We start from the raw sequence: 19,417 nt of genomic DNA, 5'->3' as shown, positions 1-19,417 counted from the left end.
CTCCGGTGCCCTCAGTCGCAATCCTTCGCCGGAACCGGCACGACATTGTCCGGAAGGCCGTACATATAGCTGCGCCCATGCAGCAGCACCGCGCATTCGCCCCTATGGGCATAAGTACCCCGGATATAGGTATGATGACCCGGCGCCCGATGAAGGCGCACAACACGAGGGCCATCGCTCTCGCCAGCGCTCGCAAGCCTGTCGGCCAGGTAACCCTTGCCGACGACGATGCGCTTGTAGCCGGCCGGGGAATAAACGACGAGATTGCCGAAGGAATCGGCATAGACATGATCGCGATAGAAGCTGTCGGCGGCCGCCGGCATTGCCATCGCGACGGCGACGAGACATCCGAGAAGCGGCCCCTTCAGCCCGCGGCCGGACGATGATCTCAAATTCATGGCGCGTCCTTTCCGATAGGTCGCAGCCTCCTCGAATCGGAATTTAACGCCTTATTAACCTTTGTCACCTCGCCGCTGTTTTCGCTCCCCGGCAATTCGGAAAACATGGTTAACGGCAGCCGCCAAACCAGCAGTCGCCATTGATCTGCGCGCGTCAATCGGACTAAACCACGGGACCGAATCGCCAGCATGACGGGAGCGGAATGGCCAAGCGCGAGGACGACGCCGGCAAGGATCGGCAGACCGCCAAATCCTATCCGCTCCGACCGCCCAGCATCGTCGGAAGCCGAAATGCATTCATGCCGGCCTTGAAGTTGGCGTTGCCGGTCCTTGCCGCGTCGCTGTTCCTGTCCGCCTGCATGCCTCCCGATCCGCCGAAGAGCACGATGCTCCAGTCGACGACCGCTCCGCGTTACGCCACCTATCGCTGTGACGGTGAAGGCGAGATCACGCTGGAGAATTTCCGCACCTCGGTGCACGTGGTCGACACGCGCGGCGTGGATGTCGAACTGCCGGCCTCTCCACCGAACCAGACGGCGCGCTACGGCCAGCCCGGCTACGCGCTGATCCTCGAGAGGGGTACGGCGCTCTGGATGGTGAGCGGCAAGCACCCGGTCAATTGCAAGCAGGAAAGCAACCCGGCCTGAGCGCATCTCGCGATTCGCGCGGATTCGTCTCGCGAACGGGTAATCTCCGGCGGCGTGCAAGGCAATAATCGCGGAAGCCGGCGGCACAGGGGATCCCAGCCTTGGCCTCAATCGATTAAGCCGTAAGCGGCGGTCCTGAAACGCCTATTTATCTTTGACGCGATGCAACAAGCGTTCTAGAACCGGGTCCAGCCACATACGGCTTCCGGCATTCCCGATTTCTTCGCGACGTCCGGTTGGCCGCAGCCGAAGACGGGGGAAAAGGATGAGCAGAAAGACAGCGGCCGCCGCGCGTCCCCTCTCACCGCATCTGCAGATCTACCGCCTGATCCCGACCATGGTGATGTCGATCGTCCATCGCATCACGGGCGGCGCGCTTTATTTCGGCACGCTTTTGCTCGCATGGTGGCTGATCGCGGCGGCGACATCGGAGCACGCCTTCGACATCGCCAATTCCTTCTTCGGATCGTGGCTGGGTCGCCTGATCCTGCTGGGCTACACCTGGGCGCTGCTGCATCATCTGCTCGGTGGCATCCGCCATCTCATCTGGGACACAGGCTCCTGGATGCAGAAGGAGACCTCGACCCGGCTGGCATGGGCGACCATCATCGGCTCGGTCGTACTGACGCTGCTGGTCTGGATCGCCGGCTACGCGGCAAGGGGAGCATTCTGACATGGCCGACATGCAAACGCCTCTCCGCAAGGTTCGCGGCCTCGGCGCCGCGCGCGAGGGGACCGGCCATTTCTGGCGTGTCCGCGTCACCTCGATCGCACTCATCGTTCTCTCGCTTTATTTCCTCGGCTTCGTCATCTCGCTGAACGGCACCGATTACGCGACCGTCCGCGCCGCGCTCGCCCAGCCCTTCGCGACGCTGATGATGGGGCTCTTCGTGCTGGTCGGGCTCGTCCACATGCGGCTCGGCATGCAGGAAATCATCGAGGACTATATCCATGCCGAGGGACAGAAGCTCGTCCTCCTGATCCTCTCGGCCTTCTTTTGCGTGGCGGTCGGCGTCGCCTCGATCTTCGCGCTTCTCAAACTGACGCTTGGAGGCTGACAGGCAGCAAATGGCAAAGGCTTCCAGGAAAGAGGCGCCTTCTATCGGCGCCAAGGCATACACTTTTGTCGACCACGCTTTCGACGTCGTGGTGGTCGGGGCCGGGGGCGCCGGCCTGCGCGCCACGCTCGGCATGGCCGAACAGGGCCTTCGCACCGCCTGTATCACCAAGGTCTTCCCGACCCGCTCCCACACCGTCGCGGCGCAGGGCGGCATCGCCGCCTCGCTGCAGAATATGGGGCCGGATTCCTGGCAGTGGCATCTCTACGATACGGTCAAGGGCTCGGACTGGCTCGGCGACATCGACGCCCAGGAATATATGGTCCGCGAGGCGCCGGCCGCCGTCTACGAACTTGAACATTACGGCGTTCCCTTCAGCCGCACCGAGGACGGCAGGATCTACCAGCGTCCCTTCGGCGGCCATATGACGGAATTCGGCGAAGGGCCGCCCGTGCAGCGTACCTGCGCTGCCGCCGATCGGACCGGCCATGCCATCCTGCATACGCTCTACGGCCAGTCGGTGAAAAACAACGCCGAGTTCTTCATCGAGTATTTCGCGCTCGACCTCATCATGTCGGACGGGGTCTGCACCGGCGTCGTCGCATGGAACCTCGATGACGGCACAATCCACCGCTTCTCGGCGAAGATGGTGGTGCTCGCCACTGGCGGTTACGGCCGCGCCTACTTCTCCGCGACTTCAGCGCATACCTGTACCGGCGATGGCGGTGGCATGGCGGCACGCGCCGGCTTGCCCTTGCAGGACATGGAGTTCGTGCAATTCCACCCGACCGGCATCTACGGCGCCGGCTGCCTCATCACCGAAGGCGCCCGTGGCGAAGGCGGCTATCTCGTCAATTCCGAGGGCGAGCGCTTCATGGAGCGCTATGCGCCGAGCGCCAAGGACCTCGCCTCGCGCGACGTGGTCTCGCGCTGCATGACGCTCGAGATCCGCGAGGGCCGGGGCGTCGGCAAGAAGAAGGATCACATCTTCCTTCATCTCGACCATCTCGACCCGGCGGTGCTCCATGAAAGGCTGCCGGGCATCTCCGAATCGGCGCGCATCTTCGCCGGCGTCGACCTCACCAGGGACCCGATCCCGGTGCTGCCGACGGTGCATTACAATATGGGCGGTATCCCGACCAATCTCTGGGGCGAGGCGCTCAATCCGACCAAGGCCGCACCGGACCGGGTGCAGCCCGGCCTGATGGCGGTCGGCGAAGCGGGCTGTGCCTCGGTGCACGGCGCCAACCGCTTGGGTTCGAATTCACTGATCGACCTCGTCGTCTTCGGTCGCGCGGCCTCCATCCGCGCCGGCAAGGTCGTCGACCGCGCCGCCGCGATCCCTTCGCCTGACGAAGCCGCCGTCGAAAAGATCATGGACCGCTTCGACCGGCTGCGCCATGCCAACGGCAAGTATCCGACAGCGGAACTGCGCGAGAAGATGCAGCGTGCCATGCAGGAGGACGCTGCCGTCTTCCGCACCGAGGAGACGCTGGAACAGGGCTGCCGGCGCATCTCGGAAATATGGAAGGAACTTCCCGACATCCGTGTCACCGACCGCTCGATGATCTGGAACTCCGATCTGGTCGAGACGCTGGAACTCGAGAACCTGATGACCAACGCCATCGCCACGGTCTACAGCGCCGAGGCGCGCAAGGAGAGCCGAGGCGCGCATGCGCGCGAGGATTTCCCCGACCGCGACGACAAGGACTGGCGCAAGCATACGCTGGCCAAGGTTGCCGACAACGGCAAGGTGACGCTTGCCTATCGGCCGGTACACAAGGACCCGTTGCTCGACGAGAAGGACGGCGGCATCGCGCTTTCCCGTATCGCACCGAAGAAGCGGGTGTACTAAACGGCCGATCCCGCCGCCGGAACGCAGAAGGTCTGTTGAGGAATTTTCATGGTTGCGCTCACACTTCCGAAGAATTCCAAGGTCAAGGAAGGCAAGATCTGGCCGAAGCCCGAGGGCGCAACCAATCTGCGCGAGTACCGCATCTACCGCTGGTCGCCGGACGATGGTGAGAATCCCAGCATCGACACCTATTATGTCGACATGGACGATTGCGGGCCGATGGTTCTCGATGCGCTTTTGTGGATCAAGAACAAGATCGATCCGACACTGACGCTGCGCCGTTCCTGCCGCGAGGGCGTCTGCGGCTCCTGCGCCATGAACATCGACGGCACCAATACGCTTGCCTGCACCAAGGGCGCCGACGAGATTTCGGGCGCGGTGAAGATCTACCCGCTGCCGCATATGCCGGTGGTCAAGGATCTCGTGCCGGATCTGACCGTGCCCTATACGCAGCTCACCACGATCCAGCCTTATCTGCAGACGGTCTCCCCACCGCCGGAAAAGGAATGGCTGCAGAGCCACGAGGACCGCGCCAAGCTGGACGGGCTCTACGAGTGTATCCTGTGTTTCTGCTGCCAGACCTCGTGCCCAAGCTACTGGTGGAACGGCGACCGCTATCTCGGCCCAGCCGTGCTCCTGCAGGCCTATCGCTGGCTGATCGATAGCCGTGACGAGGCGACCGGCGAGCGTCTCGACAATCTGGAAGACCCCTTCCGCCTCTACCGCTGCCATACGATTATGAACTGCACCCAGGCCTGCCCGAAGGGCCTCAACCCCGCCAAGGCCATCGCCGAGATCAAGAAGATGATGGTCGAGCGGCGGGTGTAGTCGCCGCTGCGCTGGCCGATCGGGGGGTGCGTCCTTCGAGGCTCGCTACGCTCGCACCTATACCTTGTCACGCAGCCGTGTTGCGGTGTGACTTGAAACCGGAGCAGGCGCTGGTACGTCTACGATACCGCCGTCCGGAGACTATCCATCATGCTTCGCTTCCTTGCCGCAGCGCTTTTCCTTGCCTCGGCCGTCGGACTGACGATGGCCGGGACCGCAAACGCCGAAACCGGAACGGCAATCTTCGCCGGCGGCTGCTTCTGGTGCGTCGAATCCGACTTCGACCACGTACCGGGCGTGACCTCCACGACCTCCGGCTATACGGGCGGGCACGTCAAGGACCCCACCTATGCACAGGTCGTAACGGAAACCACCGGCCACCGCGAGGCGGAGAAGATCGAGTTCGACATGGCAAAGACCAGCTACGCCAAGCTGCTCGACGTCTATTTCCACGCCACCGATCCGACCGATGGCGGCGGACAGTTCTGTGATCGTGGCGAAAGCTATACGCCGGCGATCTTCTATCTGAACGAGGAACAGAAGAAGGAAGCCGAGGCGGCAAAGGCGGCGGCGGCCAAGGAACTCGGCCGACCGGTCGTGACGAAAATCCTGCCGGCCTCGACCTTCTATCCGGCCGAGGACTACCATCAGGATTTTTACAAGAAGAACCCGCTCCGCTACAAATACTACCGCTATGGCTGCGGGCACGATGCACGTGTCGAGCAGCTATGGGGCAAGGAAGCGCATCGCGGCATCAAGGAGTAAGTCTGCCCTGCGTCCTTCGAGGCTCGCTGCGCTCGCACCTCAGGATGAGGGATGGTCAGGGCGCTACTTCGTAGCCAGAAGCCGATATCTCAGGCTAGGCGATCGGGCTCCAACCTCCCTCATCCAGAGGTGCTCCGCGAAGCGGAGCCTCGAAGGACGCACCGATCACCTATCGCTAAAAAATACGCCTCTTTGATGCAACCCCGGCTGCCTTGGACAGCCGGGATGCTCTAGGCAGAATGGGAGGAGCGCCCTATGCCAGCTTCGCATCCAGCGTGACCTTGATAGCGCCGAGCGCCTTGGAGACCGGGCAGCCTGCCTTTGCCTTGTCCGCCAGTTCCTTGAATTTCGCCGCGTCGATGCCCGGCACCGTGCCGGTCAGCGTCAGCGCACTTTCGGTGATCTCGAAGCCGCCGCCGGCCGCCGGTCCGTAGGTGACGACGGCTTTCGCGTCCAGTTTCTCTGCCGGCGTGCCGTTCTCGGCCAGGAAATGCGAAAGCTGCATGGCGAAACAGCCCGCATGAGCTGCCGCGATCAGTTCCTCCGGGTTGGTGCCAGACTTGCCGCTCTCGTCCTGGAAGCGGCCTTTGAAGGAATAGGGAACATTGGCAAGCGCGCCGCTTTGCGTATCGAGCGTCCCGGTCCCTTCGGTCAGTGTTCCCTTCCATACGGCGTTGGCTTGACGGTGCATATCAATACTCCCTTCCTTTCGACGGACATTCGTCCCCAATCAGATAGGCCCGGGACAAGCGGTCGGCCAACCGCATTTTGGAATGACTGCACCTATTCGTCCGCACAGATGCGATTTGCCGCAGTCAGCCTTTCTTTCGCCGACGAGGCTGAAGCAGTTGGCGCACCGTCACCATCGCCACCGGGTGCGAGAGGCTCGCCGCGTCGGTCTGCAGCATCAGTTCGTCGGCTCCGCGCTTGGCCGCCCGCGCCACGACCTCCAGTACGGAGGCCGTCGTCATCTCCAGCGCCTTCGCGCCGTCTTCGCCACTGAGAAGATGGGCAAGAAACAACGCCGAGGTCAGATCGCCGGTTCCCTTGGGCTCGCCCTCGATCAGCCGATGTTCGGCAAGCCACGCACCCTTCTCCGTCACCAGCAGATTGCCGATACTTTTCGCCATCATCGACGGCGCCGAGGTGACGAGCATGGTCGGCGGTGCCAAATCACGTGCGGCGGCGAGGATATCCGCCGTGGAAGGCAATGGCCTGCCGACGAGCCATTCAAGCTCATGGCGGCTGGGCGTGGCGATATCAGCGATCGGCAACAGCCGGTCGCGGATGGCGGCCGCCGTCTCGGTCGGCACGTAGAGCCCGCCTTCGTCGCCGATCACCGGATCGCAGAGATAAAGCGCGTTCGGGTTCGCCGCCTTCACCGCGCGGACGAACTTTTCGACCGCCTCCGCCTGCCCGGCATCGCCGAAATAGCCGGAGAGCACGGCCGTCACCTCGTCCAGCCATTTCGCCGAACCCATATCGGCCAGCAGGCGGGCAAACTGTTCCGGGTCCGGTACGATCCTTTCCCCCGGAGCGAGATCGGGGCGCCAGGGAAGAATGACCGTCGGGACGGCCCATACCGGGAACCCGAGCGTCTCCAGCGTGAACACCTTGGCGCGGTTACCGACCGAACCGCGCACGACATGGCTCGACACGACAATGACCGCGCGCGGCGCGGTGGCGGAATTTTCCTGCATGATTGTGCTACCCGCCCCGCGTCAGAAACCGATAGAGATAGATCGAGAGCGCCACGAAGGCGGCAAGGCTGAGCAGCCGTCCGACGCGAGTGCCCCAGAGCTCAGCCCAATCCTCGGGATCGGCATCCGTGCCGGTCATATGGTTGCGGGCACGGCTCACCGCCCGGGCAAGCGCCGACGACGCGGCGATGCCGGTATCCTTTTCCACCTGCGCCAGTATTCGCCGTGCCTCGACAGTGCGGTCGGGTCTCTCCCTGGGGTGTCGGTTCGTCATGGCACGAACCTTATCCTGCCGGGCCGTCCGGTCGCAACGGCCTTCGGAACGCGCGCACGTTTCCTCGGCGCCGAGATATGCTATTGCTCGCAAATCACCGACCGACGAGGCCAATCATGTTGACCCTGCGCCTGAACCCGACATTCGGCTCCCGCCTGCTACCGGCGTTCCTCATACTCCTCTTCACCCTGCCTCTCCTTTCCGGCTGCGGCATCAATACCATTCCTACCCAGGAGGAGAAGGCGAAGGCAGCCTGGAGCGAAGTGCTCAACCAGTATCAGCGCCGCGCCGACCTGATCCCGAACCTGGTCGAGACGGTGAAAGGCTACGCTGCTCAGGAAAAAGACGTGCTGACCTCGGTGGTCGAGGCGCGCGCCAAGGCGACACAGACGCAGGTGAACGTCAATACGCCGACCAATCCCGAACAGTTCAAGGCCTTCCAGGAAGGCCAGGCCGGCCTGACCGGCGCGCTGTCACGGCTGCTCGCTATCGTCGAGAACTATCCCGACTTGAAATCCAACCAGAACTTCCTGGCACTCCAGGCGCAGCTCGAGGGAACCGAGAACCGCATAGCGGTCGCCCGCCGCGACTATATCGAGGCGGTCCGGGTCTATAACACCTCGCTCCGCACCTTCCCGACCGTGCTGTGGGCGAGGTTCTGGTACACGGACGCAAAGCCCTTCGAGAACTTCACCATCTCCGAGGACAAGATGGAGCTGCCGAAGGTCGATTTCGGCAAGAAAAGCTGAACGGCCGTAACAGGCATCCATGTTGATCGACGGCATACCGGGCAGACAAACCGCCCGCAGATGCAGTCCGGCCGAGGCAACCCGGCCGGCCCTGCATCTCATGCTGGCTGTTTTATTTTCCCTGTTCGCCGTAGCCTCCGCGATTGCGGCTCCGCTGCCCGCGCTGACGGGACGTGTCGTCGACAACGCGCACATGATCGATCCCGCGACCAAGGCGGACATCAAGCGGAAACTTGCCGACTACGAGAAGAAATCATCCGACCAGATCGTGGTCGCTACCGTGGACAGCCTCGATGGAGAGGCGATCGAGCCTTACGCCAACCGGCTCTTCCGCGCGTGGCATCTGGGACAGGCCGGGGAAAACAACGGCATTCTCCTGCTCGTCGCGAAGAACGACCGCAAGATGCGCATCGAGGTCGGCTACGGCCTTGAGGGGACGCTGACGGACCTGCATTCGAACCTCATCATCGAGGGCATGGTTCCCGCCTTCCGCAAGGGCGATTTTTCCGGCGGCATCTCGCACGCCGTCGACGACATCATCGCGGTGCTTTCAGGCAATGCCGCCGAAGTTGAAGCCCGGGCGGCGCGCAACCAGAATGCGCATGACGATGTCAACTGGCCGGCGATCCTCTTCTTCATCGTCTGGGGAACGCTGTTCTTCGGCGGCTTCGCAACCGCGATCCTGCCGCCGATTTTCGGCCACAAGATCGGCCCGCACCGCTATCGCTGGCTCGGCCGCACCTTCACCTACAGTCAGGGCTCGTCTGGCGGATGGTCCGGCGGCGGCGGCGGCGGCGGCTGGTCGTCTGGTGGCGGCTTCGGCGGAGGCGGTGGCTTTTCGGGTGGGGGCGGTTCGTCCGGCGGTGGCGGTGCCTCGGGGGGATGGTGATGGCCAGGAAGACCATGACGCCAGAGGAACATGCTCGCGTCGCCGAAGCGGTTCGGCGGGCGGAGGAAAAGACCTCCGGCGAGATATTCTGCGTGCTGGCCCGCTCCAGCGACAGCTATTTCTTTCCTTCCGCCTTCTTCGTTACCATCGCCGTCCTGGTGGTCGGGCTGATCGTCGCCTTCCTGCTCGACCATTGGTGGTTCAGCATCGGCCTGCCTGAATTCACGGCACTTCAGCTTCTCGGCGTGCTTGCCGCGCTTCTCGTCTTGTGGGTCTTTCCGGCGATCCGTGTCCACTACGTGCCGCATTCGGTTCGGCGCAGGCGGGCCCATGACAACGCCGTACGGCAGTTCCTCGCGCACAATATCCATCTGACCGGCGAGCGCACCGGAGTGCTGCTGTTCCTGTCCATGGAGGAGCGCTACGCCGAGGTGATCGCCGACAGCGGCATCAACCAGCGCGTGGAACAGAAAGACTGGGAACGCATCGTCGCCCTTCTGATTTCGCATGCCGGCAAGGACCGCCTGGCAGAGGGTTTTTGCGAGGCAGTGGAAGATGTCGGAGCGCTTCTCGCCCGCCATTTTCCGCCGGCCCCGGACGACCGCAACGAGCTCGACGACCATCTGGTCGAGATCTGACCCGACCAGCCTCTCGATCAAAAAGATTTCCGTTGATAATCGGCCCCGAATCGGCCACTCGCGGGTTGCGGCGAGCGAGTCCCGCCGTCTATGGTTAATCGGCCATGAAGACGCTCACCATCGATATTCGCAAGGCGGAACCGGCGGACGCGGAAGCGATCGCGGAGGTGCATCTCCAGGCCTGGCAGGGTGCCTATTCCGGCATCATCCCGCATCGCGCGCTCGGCGCCATGATCGGCCGGCGCGGCGGCGACTGGTGGGCGCACGCCGTGCGTCGGGCTGCGTCCATCCTGGTGATCGACGTGGGTGGCACTGTCGCGGGCTATGCCACCGTCGGGCGCAACCGCTCGCGCGACCTGCCGCAGCAGGGCGAGATCTATGAACTTTACATCAAGCCGGAATACCAGGGCGTCGGCTTCGGCAGCCGTCTGTTCGCGGCGGCGAGACAGAAGCTGAAATCGCACGGGCTGAAGGGGCTCGTTGTGTGGGCACTGGAAGAGAATTCCAGTGCGCTGGACTTTTATGCGGGGGCCGGCGGCCGCGACGTGGCCGAAGGCGTCGAGGTATTCGACCAGAAGGCGCTGCGCAAGGTCGCCTTCGTCTGGGATTAACCGCCCGAAAGAATTCGTGCCATTTGGTCATATTGCTCATTTGACGCGGGGCGATTATCGGTGCCCGCGACAAAGGAGCGACAGCGATGCGCATCGATGCGATTTCGATCGGAAGCAATCCGCCCGAAGACGTGAACGTCATCGTCGAGGTGCCGGTCGGCGGCCAGCCGATCAAGTATGAACTCGACAAGGAAGCGGGGACGCTCGTCGTCGACCGCTTCCTCTACACGCCGATGACCTATCCGGGGAATTACGGCTTCGTTCCGCATACGCTGTGCGGCGACGGCGACCCCATCGACGTGCTGGTCTGCAACACGCGCGCGCTGGTTCCGGGCTGCGTCATCAATGTCCGGCCGATCGGCGTGATGATCATGGAGGACCAGTCGGGCGAAGACGAGAAGATCATCGCGGTCCCCTCGCCGCATCTGACCCGCCGCTATGAGAATGTGCACGAATATACCGACCTGCCCGAGATCACGCTCCAGCAGATCCAGCATTTCTTCGAGCACTACAAGGATCTGGAACCCGGCAAATGGGTGAAGATCGGCGATTGGCATAATGCGACCGTCGCGCGGCGCATGATCGTGGAATCGATCGAGCGTGCGAAGAAAGGCGGCTGAGCGCCCGCCTCTCTACAGATACTCCGCGCCGATCTCGGCGGCGAAGCGGGCCGGTTCGCCTTCCCAGACGATGCGCGCATGTTCGAGCACGTAGACGCGGTCGGCATGCGGCAGCGCGAAGGTGACGTTCTGTTCGCCGAGCAGCACCGTGATCGGCGTCGTCTGGCGCAGCTTTTCAAGCGCCTTCGAGATCTGTTCCAGGATGACCGGCGCCAGGCCGAGCGTAGGTTCGTCCAGGATCAGAAGGTCCGGGTTCATCATCAGCGAACGGGCAATCGTCAGCATCTGCTGCTCTCCACCGGAAAGCGTGCCGGCCGTCTGCTTCTGCCGCGTCCTCAGGATGGGAAACAGGTCGAACAGCCACTCGATGCGTTCCTTCGCCGCCGCAGCGTCGAGGTGCTGACCGCCCATGTCGAGATTTTCGCGCACCGTCATATCGGTGAAGAGATCGCGCCCCTCGGAGGACTGGACGATACCGCCCCGCGCTATGGACGCGGCGGATTGGCCGGCAAGCGAGCGGCCTTCGCGCTGGATTTCGCCGGAATAGGGCACCATGCCGGAAATGGCGTTGAACAAAGTCGTCTTGCCGGCGCCGTTCAGCCCCACCACCGAGACGAACTCGCCCTTGTGGACATGCAGGGAGACATCCTCCAGCGCCTGCGCCTTGCCGTAGAAGACGTTCAACTTCTCGACCTCGAGGAAGGGCGTCTCGCGGTCGGCGAAGGACGCCTCCTTGCGTGCGGCCGTCTCCAGCTTGCCGCCGAGGTAGACGCGGCGCACCGTCTCGTCACGCATGACTTCATCGACCGTGCCTTCGGCGATGCGTTCGCCGACATACATGGCGAACACGCGGTCGGCGAGCGCGGCAACGCTCTTGACGTTGTGATCGACCAAGAGGATGGCGTGGCCGGAATCGCGCAATTCGCGGATCAGCCCGGCGAACGTCTCGGTCTCCTTAGAGGTCAGCCCGGCGAAGGGCTCGTCGACGAGCACCACCTTGGGGTCGCGCGCCACCGCCTTGGCGACCTCCATCCGGCGCAAATCGGCGAAAGGAAGCGTAGAGGGGAGCCGGTCGAGCACCGGGGTCAGGCCGACACGATCGGCGATCCGGCGCGCCCGATCCTCGATTGCCCTGTCATGGAAGAGATGAAGCAGGCTGTCCGGCAGAAGCGCCAGCGTGATATTCTCCAGCACGGTCTGGCGGTGCAGCGGCCGGGAATGCTGGAAGACCATGCCGACGCCGAGGCGCGCGATGCGATGCGATGGCCAGCCGGCAACTTCCACGCCGTCGATGCGCACGGAACCGGAATTCGGCTTCTCAATGCCGACGATCGCCTTCATGGCGGTCGACTTGCCGGAGCCGTTGGGCCCGATCAGGCCCAATATCTCGCCCGAATTGACGGTGAAGCCGATATCCTTGACGGCGACCAGCCCGCCGAAGCGTTTGGTAAGGCCGGAGACCTCGAGCATGGCCGGCGCGCTCATGCCGCACCTCTGAAGCGCGACAGGAGACCGAGGAAGCCGCTCGGGAACAGCAGCACCACGACAAGCGCAATGGCCGAGACGATGAAGGTCGCGAGATCGCCGACGGGCCTCAGCGCCTCATTGGCGCCGATCAGGAAGACGGCACCGAGAACGCCACCGATGATCGTGCGGCGGCCGCCGATGACGGCGGCGACGATGATCTGCACGGCGACCGTGACATCGACGAAAGTGCCGACCGAGGCGACACCGAAATAGAAGACCATCAGCGCGCCGGCCAGCCCCGAGAAAAAGGCGCTGACGATAAAGGCGGCAAGCTTGTGTTTGCTGACATTGAAGCCGAGCGCGCCGGTCTGCACCGGGTCCTGGCCGCTCGCCTGAAGGATGAGACCGATCGGCGAGCGCGACAGGAAATAGAGGATGGCACCCGAAACCGCCATGAAGCCCAGCGCCAGCCAGTAATTGGTGTTGGCGTCGAAGGTGATGACATCCGGGACGGTGAGGCCGATCTCGCCGCCCGTCAGCCCCGCGGCGACGACGACGAAATTGCTCAATATCAGCACAGCCACCAGCGTGACGAGGCCGAAATAGGGCCCGCGCAGGCGAAGTGCCGGAAGCGCCAACGCAACGCCGGCGACAATTGCCGCAAGCGTGCCGGCGATAAGGCAGACGATGATCGGCGGCTGATAGAGATTGTCGAGGATGCCCGCGGTATAGGCGCCGACGCCGATCAGGAAAGTCGGGCCGAAGTTGACCTCGCCGGCGAAGCCGAAGAGTAGGTCCCAGGCCATGGCGAATACGCCGAAATAGAAGGCCACCGTCAGGAGGCCCAGAATATAGCCGGAAACGAAGAAGGGCAGAACGGCCGTAATCGCCACGACAACGGCCGAAATGAACAGTACCCGGGAGGTAGAAAGCTGTTTCTTCATGGTGCGTCAGCGCCTCCCGAGCAGCCCGCGCGGGCGCAGATACATGACCAGCACCACCAGAAGCAGCGCCGGGATCGAACGATAGGCGGGCGAGATCGTGTAGGCGGTGATGGTCTCCAGATAGCCGACCGCATAGGCCGCGATCAGCGATCCCGGCACGCTGCCGAGCCCGCCCAGCACGACGATGGAAAAGGCGCTCGCGGTGAGCGGTCCCGCGCTGTAGGAGGAGACACCAAGGAACATGCCGAGAAGCACGCCCGCGACACCGACGAGCACGCCGTAGATGACCCATACGGCGATATAGACGGATGACAGTTCCACGCCGAGCAGCGTGACGCCACGCGGGTTCATCGACGCGGCAAGCACGGACTTGCCCGCGCGCGTCCGGTTGACGATGAACCACAGGATGGCAATGGCGACCCAGCACACGATCGCGGTGAAGATTTCGTTGGCCGGCGTGCGAACACTCGCGATATGGACCACGCCGGCAACCACCGGCAGGACGGACTTCGCGTTGTTGGTGAAGAAATAGGCGATCAGTTCCTGGATCATGATGCCCCACAGGAGCGTCGCCGTCAGAATGAAGATTTCCTTCTCCTCCTCGCGAATCCTGGAGGACCGCTGCAGCGGTCGTACGACGACCGCGTAAGTCAGGAGTGTCAGCACGACGCCGGTGGCAACGCCGAAGACAGCGCCCAGATAAGCGCCGGAGCCAAGTTCGCTGTTGAGCGCCCAGGCGCCGACCGCGGCGGCCACCATCAACGCGCCGTGCGACAGGTTAAGCACACCGGAGACGCCGAAGATCAGCGTGAAGCCGGTCGCCGCCAACGCATAGAGGGAACTGATCGCAAAGCCGTCGATCAGTATCTGCCAGAAGAGCATCGGTCAGGCTCCGTACTGGTAGGGATATTGAGGGGAGCGAAGGCCCCCGGCTGATGCCGAGGGCCGAAAGCCGGCTTTAATGGGCGCCGCCGATCTTGACGAAGTCCGGGAACTTCAGTTTGCCGTTGGCGAGGTCCTTGGGCCAGAGATTGACCTGCTTGCCGTCCTGCCATTGCAGCATCAGCCCGGTGATGAAGCCCTTGCCGGTCTTCAGGCCATGGACGTGCGGATCGCCCTTCGGCAGGAACTGGATGCGGCCGATGGTGCCGACATAGTCGGTCTTCTCCATGGCTGCGACGAGCTTGTCGCCATCGGTGGAGCCGGCGCGCTTGATGGCTTCGGTGATGTAATACACCTCGTCATAGGAGGTGTAGCCGGCATAGGACGGCTGGTTGCCGAACTTCTTCACGAATGCGGCGACGAAAGGAAGCGTCTTTTCCGTCGTCGCCACGCCCGGGCCGGAGACCGCCTGGAAGAGCACGCCGTCGGTGGCGCCGTTGGTATCCTTCCAGAAGGTCGAATTGGTCGCCTGCGAGGAAATGCCGAACATCGGGATCGGCACCTGCTGGCTCTTCCACTGCACCGTCGGCTGGGTGCCGACATGGGAGATGCCGGTGATGATCACGTCCGGCTTCTTCGCCTCGATCTGGTTGAAGATCGGCGTGAAGTCGGTGGTGTCGGGGGAGAAGCGGATGTGATCGAGAACCTTGAGCCCGATCTCGGGCAGGCATTTCTGGTAGCCGGCGTCCAGCGGCGTCGTCCAGGCGGCGTCCTCGCTCATGATGACGGCGGTCTTCATCTTCAGCCCGTCGACCAGGATATCCTTGGCGGCGCTGCAGACGAGACCGGAAAGCGCACCGGATGTCAGATAGCCATGAAAGGTGTACTTCATGGCGTCGTAATTCTTGGCGATGTTCTCCGTGATGACGTCGGAGGCGGCGCCGGGTGTCACCATCACCGTCTTCAGCCGCGCCGCCCACGGTTCGAGCGCCAGGACGACCTCGCTGACATAGCTGGCGATGACGGCGTTCACATGATCCTGGCTGACCGCGCGCTGGAAAGCGCGAACCGATTCAGCAGCCGAGGAATGATTGTCGTAGGAGACGATCTCCACCTTGCGGCCGTCGACGCCGCCCTTGGCATTGATCTCGTCCGCTGCGAGCTGTGCGGCCTGCGGGATCGACGAACCCGCGACGGATTGCGCTTCGGCGATGACGCCGATCTTGATCGGACCCTTGTCCTGCGCCTCGGCACTCGTACCGACCGACAACGCCAGGACGGCCGCACCGGCGCAGAGAACGCCGCCGCGGACGAGCTTATTCCATGGTTTCATTATCTATCCTCCCTGGTTCGCCTCGGCCCTCCCGGCCGGGGTCTTCGGCTAGAGCTTAAGGATTAGTCGGCTGACGACAAGGCTTAATTGACACCTCGTCCCGAAAGCGGAGCTACCCGCCTCCCGGACGGATGCGCTCGAAGATGCGCGGTATGGCTATGACGGCGATCAGGAGCGCGCCGGTATAGACGCTGACCACCTGGCCCGGGATGTTGTTCAGCGACATGCCGAACGTGACGAGGCCGAGCACCAGCACGGCAAGGAAGACGCCGATTATGGAGCCGATGCCGCCGGCGATGGAGACGCCGCCGAGGATGACCATGGTGACGATGTCGAGCTCCCAGCCGAAGGCGATGTTGGAGCGCATCGAACCCAGACGCGCCGCGAGCAGCGCCGCCGCAAGCCCTGAGAGCATGCCTGAAACGGCGAACAGGATGAAGCGCAGCCGGTCGACCGGGACGCCCGAGAAGCGGGCGGCGACCGGGTTCGAGCCTATGGCGAAAAGCTGCCGGCCGACCGCCGTCCTGTGAAGGACGATGCCGAAGATCGCCGCCAGGATCAGGAAGATCAGGAAGGACAGCGGCACCGGCGGGATGAAAAGCCAGGGCACGCCGGACTGAACATAGGGGATGAAATAGTTCTGACCGAGACTCAGAAACCCCTGTGGATAGTGCGTCAGCGCTTGGTCGCCGAGCACCACCTGGGTGAGCCCCCGGAACAGCGACATCGTGCCGATGGTGACGACGATGGAAGGCAGCCGGATATAGGTGACCAGAAAGCCGTTGAAGAGGCCGCAGAGCAGCCCGACGCCTATGCCCACCGCGAAAAGCACCGGCGCCCCGAAACCCGCGTCGGCCGCATAGCCGATCGCCATCGCGGCGAGCGCGATGATGGCGGCAACCGAAAGATCGATGTCGCGCACCAGGATCAAAAGCGCCATGGCGAGCGCGATGATCGCCTTCTCGGAGAAATTCGAGGTGGCGTCGGCGAGATTGTAGACATCGAGGAAATAGGGCGAGACGATCGCGTTAATGACGATTGTCAGCGCGAGCAGGATGACAAGGATCACCTCCCAGCGCAAAAGCGTGGCGGAAAGCCTTCTCGGCGGCGCATCGAGCACGGCATAGCGTTCTTCCGTCGGCATCGAGGCGCTCATGATCGCTGGCGCCCGAGACGCCTTGCTTCGGGCAGGATGAGCTTGTCGGGTCGTCGCTCGGCGCGCGCGTTGATGACGACGGCGGCGAGGATGACGGCGCCGGAAATCGCCATTTGCCAGAAGGGCGTGATCTGCAGCACCGGCAGTGCCGTGTTGACGATGCCGAGGAATAGCGCGCCGAGCAGCGCGCCCGGTACGGTGCCGACACCACCGCCGATCGACACCCCGCCGATCACGCAAGCCGCGATGACGGTCAGTTCATAGCCATTGGCGATCTCGGAATAGGCGACGCCGTAGCGCGCCACCCACAGGTAACCGCACAGGCCCGAAACCGCCCCGGAGATCGAATAGGCGAGAAATTCCTGTTTACCCTGGTCGATGCCGCAATAGCGCGCCGCGACCGGATTGCCGCCGACGGCGTAGAAGCCGCGGCCGGTGCGGGTGAAGCTCAGGAACACCCAGAAAATCACAGACACGACGATGGTGATCCAGATCGGCGTCGTAAGGCCGAGGAAACTGTCTTTGGGGAAGGCCTGAAAGGAAACGCCCATCTCCGAGGCGTTCACCTGGTCGCCACCGGCGATAATGATGATCATACCGCGATAGACGGCGAGCGTGCCGAGCGTCACGACGATGGAGGGGATGCCGAGCGCGGCGACGAGCACGCCGTTCAACATGCCGAGCACGAGGCCGGACAAGACTCCGACGAGGATCATCAGAATCAGCGGCACGCCCGGATAATACTGGCTGACGAGCGCGGCGAGAAACCCCGAGAGCGCGAGGTTCGCGGCCACCGACAGGTCGATGCCGCGCGTCAGGATGACCACCATCTGCGCCAGCGCCAGCATGAACAGCACCGATGTCTCGGTCAGCATGTCGGAGAGGTTTTCCCACTCGACGAATACCGGCTGATAAAGCCCGATAACAGCGACCGCCACCGCAAGCGCGACGGCAAGGAGAAACTCGCGCGATTTCAGCGCGGCGCTCACGCCGCCTCCTTCCGCGCGCCGGTCGCCGCGCCGACGATTTCCTCGGCGCTCCATTCGCCGCGCCGGAATTCCTCGACCATACGCCCTTCCTTCATGACGATGACGCGATCCGCCAGCCCCATCACCTCCGGCAGTTCCGACGAGATCAGCACGACGGCCAGCCCATCCTCGGCGAGTTCACCGATGAAATCGTGGACGGCGGCCTTGGAGCCGATATCGATACCCTTGGTCGGCTCGTCGAGGATGATCACCTTCGGCCGCGTCGCCAGCCATTTGGCGATCACCACCTTCTGCTGGTTGCCGCCGGAGAGTTCAGCCAGTTTCTGCTCCCAGTTCGCTGCCTTGACGGCGAGCCGCCGGCCGAAACGGCGCGTCTCCTCCTGCTCGGCCGGACGGGAGAGGAAGAGCCCACGCACATATTTCCGGAGATTGGCGAGCGTGATGTTCTCGCGGATGCCGAGCGACAGCACCACACCCTGGTCCTGTCGATCCTCCGGGACATAGGCGATGCCGGCGCGGATGGCGTCGGACGGCGAGCGGATGTCAAGTGGCTTGCCGTCGAGGAGCACGCCGCCGCGCGTGGTCGGCGTGATGCCGAACAGCCCCTGCATGGCTTCGGTGCGACCGGCTCCGACGAGCCCGTAGAGACCGAGGATCTCACCCTTGCGCAGACCGAACGACACGTCGGCATATTCGGTGGCGTTGGAGAGGCCATCGACCGAAAGCACCACCTCGCCGATCGGCACGTCGCGCTTCGGAAAGACCTGATCGACCGGCCTCCCCACCATCATGCGGATCAATTCCGCTTCGGTGACCGAGGAAATCGGTCCCTCGCCGACTTTCTCGCCATCGCGCAGGCAGACGAAATCGTCGGCGATGCGGAAGATCTCATCGAATTTGTGGCTGATGAAGACGATAGCGCGGCCCTCTTGTTTGAGCTGCGCGACGATGCGGAAGAGGTCGTCGATCTCGTTGGCCGACAGCGCCGCCGTCGGCTCGTCCATGATGACAACCCGCGCCTCGTGCGAAAGCGCGCGGGCGATCTCGACCAGATGTTTCTGCGCGACGGAGAGCCGCTTGAGCGGCAGGTCGGGCGGAATGTGCGCGTCGATACGGCGGAGCAGTTCGGCTGCCTTTTCGCGCATCGCGCTCCAGTCGACCAGTTGCGCCGAGGCGATCGGCATGTGGCCCATGAAGATATTCTCTGCAACGGTAAGTTCGTCGAACATCACCGTCTCCTGATGGATGGCGGCGATGCCGGCGGCCCAGGCGTCGCGCGGCGAGAAGAATTCCCTCGGCTCCCCGCCGACGCGGATTTCGCCCTCATCAGGCCGGTAGATGCCGGTCAGCACCTTGACGATCGTCGATTTGCCGGCACCATTCTCGCCGACGAGTGCCGTCACCCGACCGGCCTGGAGCGCCAGGCTGACGTCGCGGAGCGCACGGACGCCGGGAAAGCTCTTGGAAATGCCGGAGAGGGTGAGAATGGGATCAGGCACGGTTTTCCGGCGTGTTTCTTAGATGGATGATGCGAAATCAAGGATACTGAGACGAAGCGCCCGACCCCCACTCCGGTTTGCTTCGCAAACCACCTCTCCCTCTCAAAAGGGGAGA

Annotated in this window: 22 protein-coding genes; 11 read left to right on the top strand and 11 right to left on the bottom strand. The window is 63.4% G+C overall.

Translation table 11 applies throughout. The features are described 5' to 3' along the window. Window positions 1–11 precede the first annotated feature (11 nt). Window positions 12–398 carry a hypothetical protein gene (locus RBH77_RS03560; protein ID WP_311030779.1) on the bottom strand — a complete coding sequence of 129 codons (387 nt, stop codon included), beginning with the start codon at window positions 396–398 and terminating at the stop codon, window positions 12–14. A gap of 203 nt (window positions 399–601) precedes the next feature. Between RBH77_RS03560 and RBH77_RS03555 the strand changes: the two genes are divergently transcribed. The 6 genes from RBH77_RS03555 to msrA all read left to right on the top strand — a co-directional run bounded on the left by RBH77_RS03555 (window position 602) and on the right by msrA (window position 5,551). Beyond that, window positions 602–1,045, top strand: coding sequence for a G protein-coupled receptor family protein (locus tag RBH77_RS03555; RefSeq protein ID WP_311030778.1), 444 nt, complete (start codon window positions 602–604; stop codon window positions 1,043–1,045). A gap of 265 nt (window positions 1,046–1,310) precedes the next feature. Then, window positions 1,311–1,718, top strand: coding sequence for a succinate dehydrogenase, cytochrome b556 subunit (gene sdhC, locus RBH77_RS03550; RefSeq protein WP_311030777.1), 408 nt, complete (start codon window positions 1,311–1,313; stop codon window positions 1,716–1,718). Between the two features lies 1 nt (window position 1,719). Next, window positions 1,720–2,103 carry a succinate dehydrogenase, hydrophobic membrane anchor protein gene (gene sdhD / locus RBH77_RS03545; protein WP_311030776.1) on the top strand — a complete coding sequence of 128 codons (384 nt, stop codon included), beginning with the start codon at window positions 1,720–1,722 and terminating at the stop codon, window positions 2,101–2,103. Window positions 2,104–2,113: 10 nt separating this feature from the next. Beyond that, window positions 2,114–3,958, top strand: coding sequence for a succinate dehydrogenase flavoprotein subunit (sdhA, locus tag RBH77_RS03540; protein WP_311030775.1), 1,845 nt, complete (start codon window positions 2,114–2,116; stop codon window positions 3,956–3,958). Window positions 3,959–4,006: 48 nt separating this feature from the next. Beyond that, entirely contained in the window at window positions 4,007–4,786 is a 780-nt protein-coding gene (locus RBH77_RS03535) for a succinate dehydrogenase iron-sulfur subunit (RefSeq protein WP_311030774.1), read from the top strand. Window positions 4,787–4,936: 150 nt separating this feature from the next. Further along, window positions 4,937–5,551, top strand: coding sequence for a peptide-methionine (S)-S-oxide reductase MsrA (gene msrA, locus RBH77_RS03530; RefSeq protein WP_311030773.1), 615 nt, complete (start codon window positions 4,937–4,939; stop codon window positions 5,549–5,551). A gap of 253 nt (window positions 5,552–5,804) precedes the next feature. Here msrA and RBH77_RS03525 read toward each other — a convergent pair whose 3' ends face one another. The 3 genes from RBH77_RS03525 to RBH77_RS03515 form a co-directional block, all read right to left on the bottom strand. Continuing rightward, window positions 5,805–6,242: an OsmC family protein gene (locus tag RBH77_RS03525; RefSeq protein ID WP_311030772.1), complete on the bottom strand. Its 438-nt coding sequence runs from the start codon at window positions 6,240–6,242 to the stop codon at window positions 5,805–5,807. Between the two features lie 124 nt (window positions 6,243–6,366). Continuing rightward, window positions 6,367–7,251: a pyridoxal kinase PdxY gene (pdxY, locus tag RBH77_RS03520; protein WP_311030771.1), complete on the bottom strand. Its 885-nt coding sequence runs from the start codon at window positions 7,249–7,251 to the stop codon at window positions 6,367–6,369. A gap of 7 nt (window positions 7,252–7,258) precedes the next feature. Beyond that, on the bottom strand, window positions 7,259–7,525 hold the full coding sequence (locus tag RBH77_RS03515) for a hypothetical protein (protein WP_311030770.1): 267 nt from the start codon (window positions 7,523–7,525) through the stop codon (window positions 7,259–7,261). A gap of 116 nt (window positions 7,526–7,641) precedes the next feature. On the opposite strand from RBH77_RS03515, the gene RBH77_RS03510 reads away from it, so the two are divergent. The 5 genes from RBH77_RS03510 to ppa all read left to right on the top strand — a co-directional run bounded on the left by RBH77_RS03510 (window position 7,642) and on the right by ppa (window position 11,032). Further along, complete coding sequence (locus RBH77_RS03510; protein ID WP_311030769.1) at window positions 7,642–8,274, top strand: LemA family protein; 633 nt, start codon at window positions 7,642–7,644, stop codon at window positions 8,272–8,274. 100 nt (window positions 8,275–8,374) lie between these two features. Next, window positions 8,375–9,163 carry a TPM domain-containing protein gene (locus RBH77_RS03505; RefSeq protein ID WP_311030768.1) on the top strand — a complete coding sequence of 263 codons (789 nt, stop codon included), beginning with the start codon at window positions 8,375–8,377 and terminating at the stop codon, window positions 9,161–9,163. Next, window positions 9,163–9,801 (top strand): TPM domain-containing protein, encoded by a 639-nt coding sequence (locus RBH77_RS03500; RefSeq protein WP_311030767.1) that lies wholly within the window; start codon window positions 9,163–9,165, stop codon window positions 9,799–9,801. Before RBH77_RS03505 ends, RBH77_RS03500 begins: the two co-directional genes overlap by 1 nt. A 104-nt stretch (window positions 9,802–9,905) precedes the next feature. After that, a complete protein-coding gene (locus tag RBH77_RS03495; protein WP_311030766.1) occupies window positions 9,906–10,412 on the top strand; it encodes a GNAT family N-acetyltransferase in 507 nt (168 codons plus the stop codon). Window positions 10,413–10,498: 86 nt separating this feature from the next. Beyond that, entirely contained in the window at window positions 10,499–11,032 is a 534-nt protein-coding gene (ppa, locus tag RBH77_RS03490) for an inorganic diphosphatase (RefSeq protein ID WP_311030765.1), read from the top strand. A gap of 12 nt (window positions 11,033–11,044) precedes the next feature. Here the strand turns inward: ppa and RBH77_RS03485 are convergent, their stop codons facing one another. The 7 genes from RBH77_RS03485 to RBH77_RS03455 form a co-directional block, all read right to left on the bottom strand. After that, entirely contained in the window at window positions 11,045–12,517 is a 1,473-nt protein-coding gene (locus RBH77_RS03485; RefSeq protein ID WP_311030764.1) for an ATP-binding cassette domain-containing protein, read from the bottom strand. After that, window positions 12,514–13,443 carry a branched-chain amino acid ABC transporter permease gene (locus tag RBH77_RS03480; RefSeq protein WP_311030763.1) on the bottom strand — a complete coding sequence of 310 codons (930 nt, stop codon included), beginning with the start codon at window positions 13,441–13,443 and terminating at the stop codon, window positions 12,514–12,516. The genes RBH77_RS03485 and RBH77_RS03480 overlap by 4 nt, the downstream gene beginning before the upstream one ends. Before the next feature lie 6 nt (window positions 13,444–13,449). Beyond that, window positions 13,450–14,325, bottom strand: coding sequence for a branched-chain amino acid ABC transporter permease (locus RBH77_RS03475; protein ID WP_311030762.1), 876 nt, complete (start codon window positions 14,323–14,325; stop codon window positions 13,450–13,452). A gap of 76 nt (window positions 14,326–14,401) precedes the next feature. Beyond that, the gene (locus tag RBH77_RS03470) at window positions 14,402–15,658 is read right to left on the bottom strand and encodes an ABC transporter substrate-binding protein (protein ID WP_311030761.1); all 1,257 of its coding nucleotides are present in this window, start codon (window positions 15,656–15,658) and stop codon (window positions 14,402–14,404) included. Window positions 15,659–15,770: 112 nt separating this feature from the next. Further along, window positions 15,771–16,814: an ABC transporter permease gene (locus tag RBH77_RS03465; protein ID WP_311030760.1), complete on the bottom strand. Its 1,044-nt coding sequence runs from the start codon at window positions 16,812–16,814 to the stop codon at window positions 15,771–15,773. Further along, on the bottom strand, window positions 16,811–17,803 hold the full coding sequence (locus tag RBH77_RS03460; RefSeq protein ID WP_311030759.1) for an ABC transporter permease: 993 nt from the start codon (window positions 17,801–17,803) through the stop codon (window positions 16,811–16,813). Before RBH77_RS03460 ends, RBH77_RS03465 begins: the two co-directional genes overlap by 4 nt. Continuing rightward, window positions 17,800–19,302, bottom strand: coding sequence for a sugar ABC transporter ATP-binding protein (locus tag RBH77_RS03455; RefSeq protein WP_311030758.1), 1,503 nt, complete (start codon window positions 19,300–19,302; stop codon window positions 17,800–17,802). Before RBH77_RS03455 ends, RBH77_RS03460 begins: the two co-directional genes overlap by 4 nt. Between the last annotated feature and the right edge of the window lie 115 nt (window positions 19,303–19,417).

This window comes from Mesorhizobium koreense (assembly GCF_031656215.1).
Taxonomy (GTDB): domain Bacteria; phylum Pseudomonadota; class Alphaproteobacteria; order Rhizobiales; family Rhizobiaceae; genus Mesorhizobium_L; species Mesorhizobium_L koreense.
Note: the sequence above shows the minus strand (reverse complement) of the source record. Positions and strands in the feature narration are given on the sequence as shown.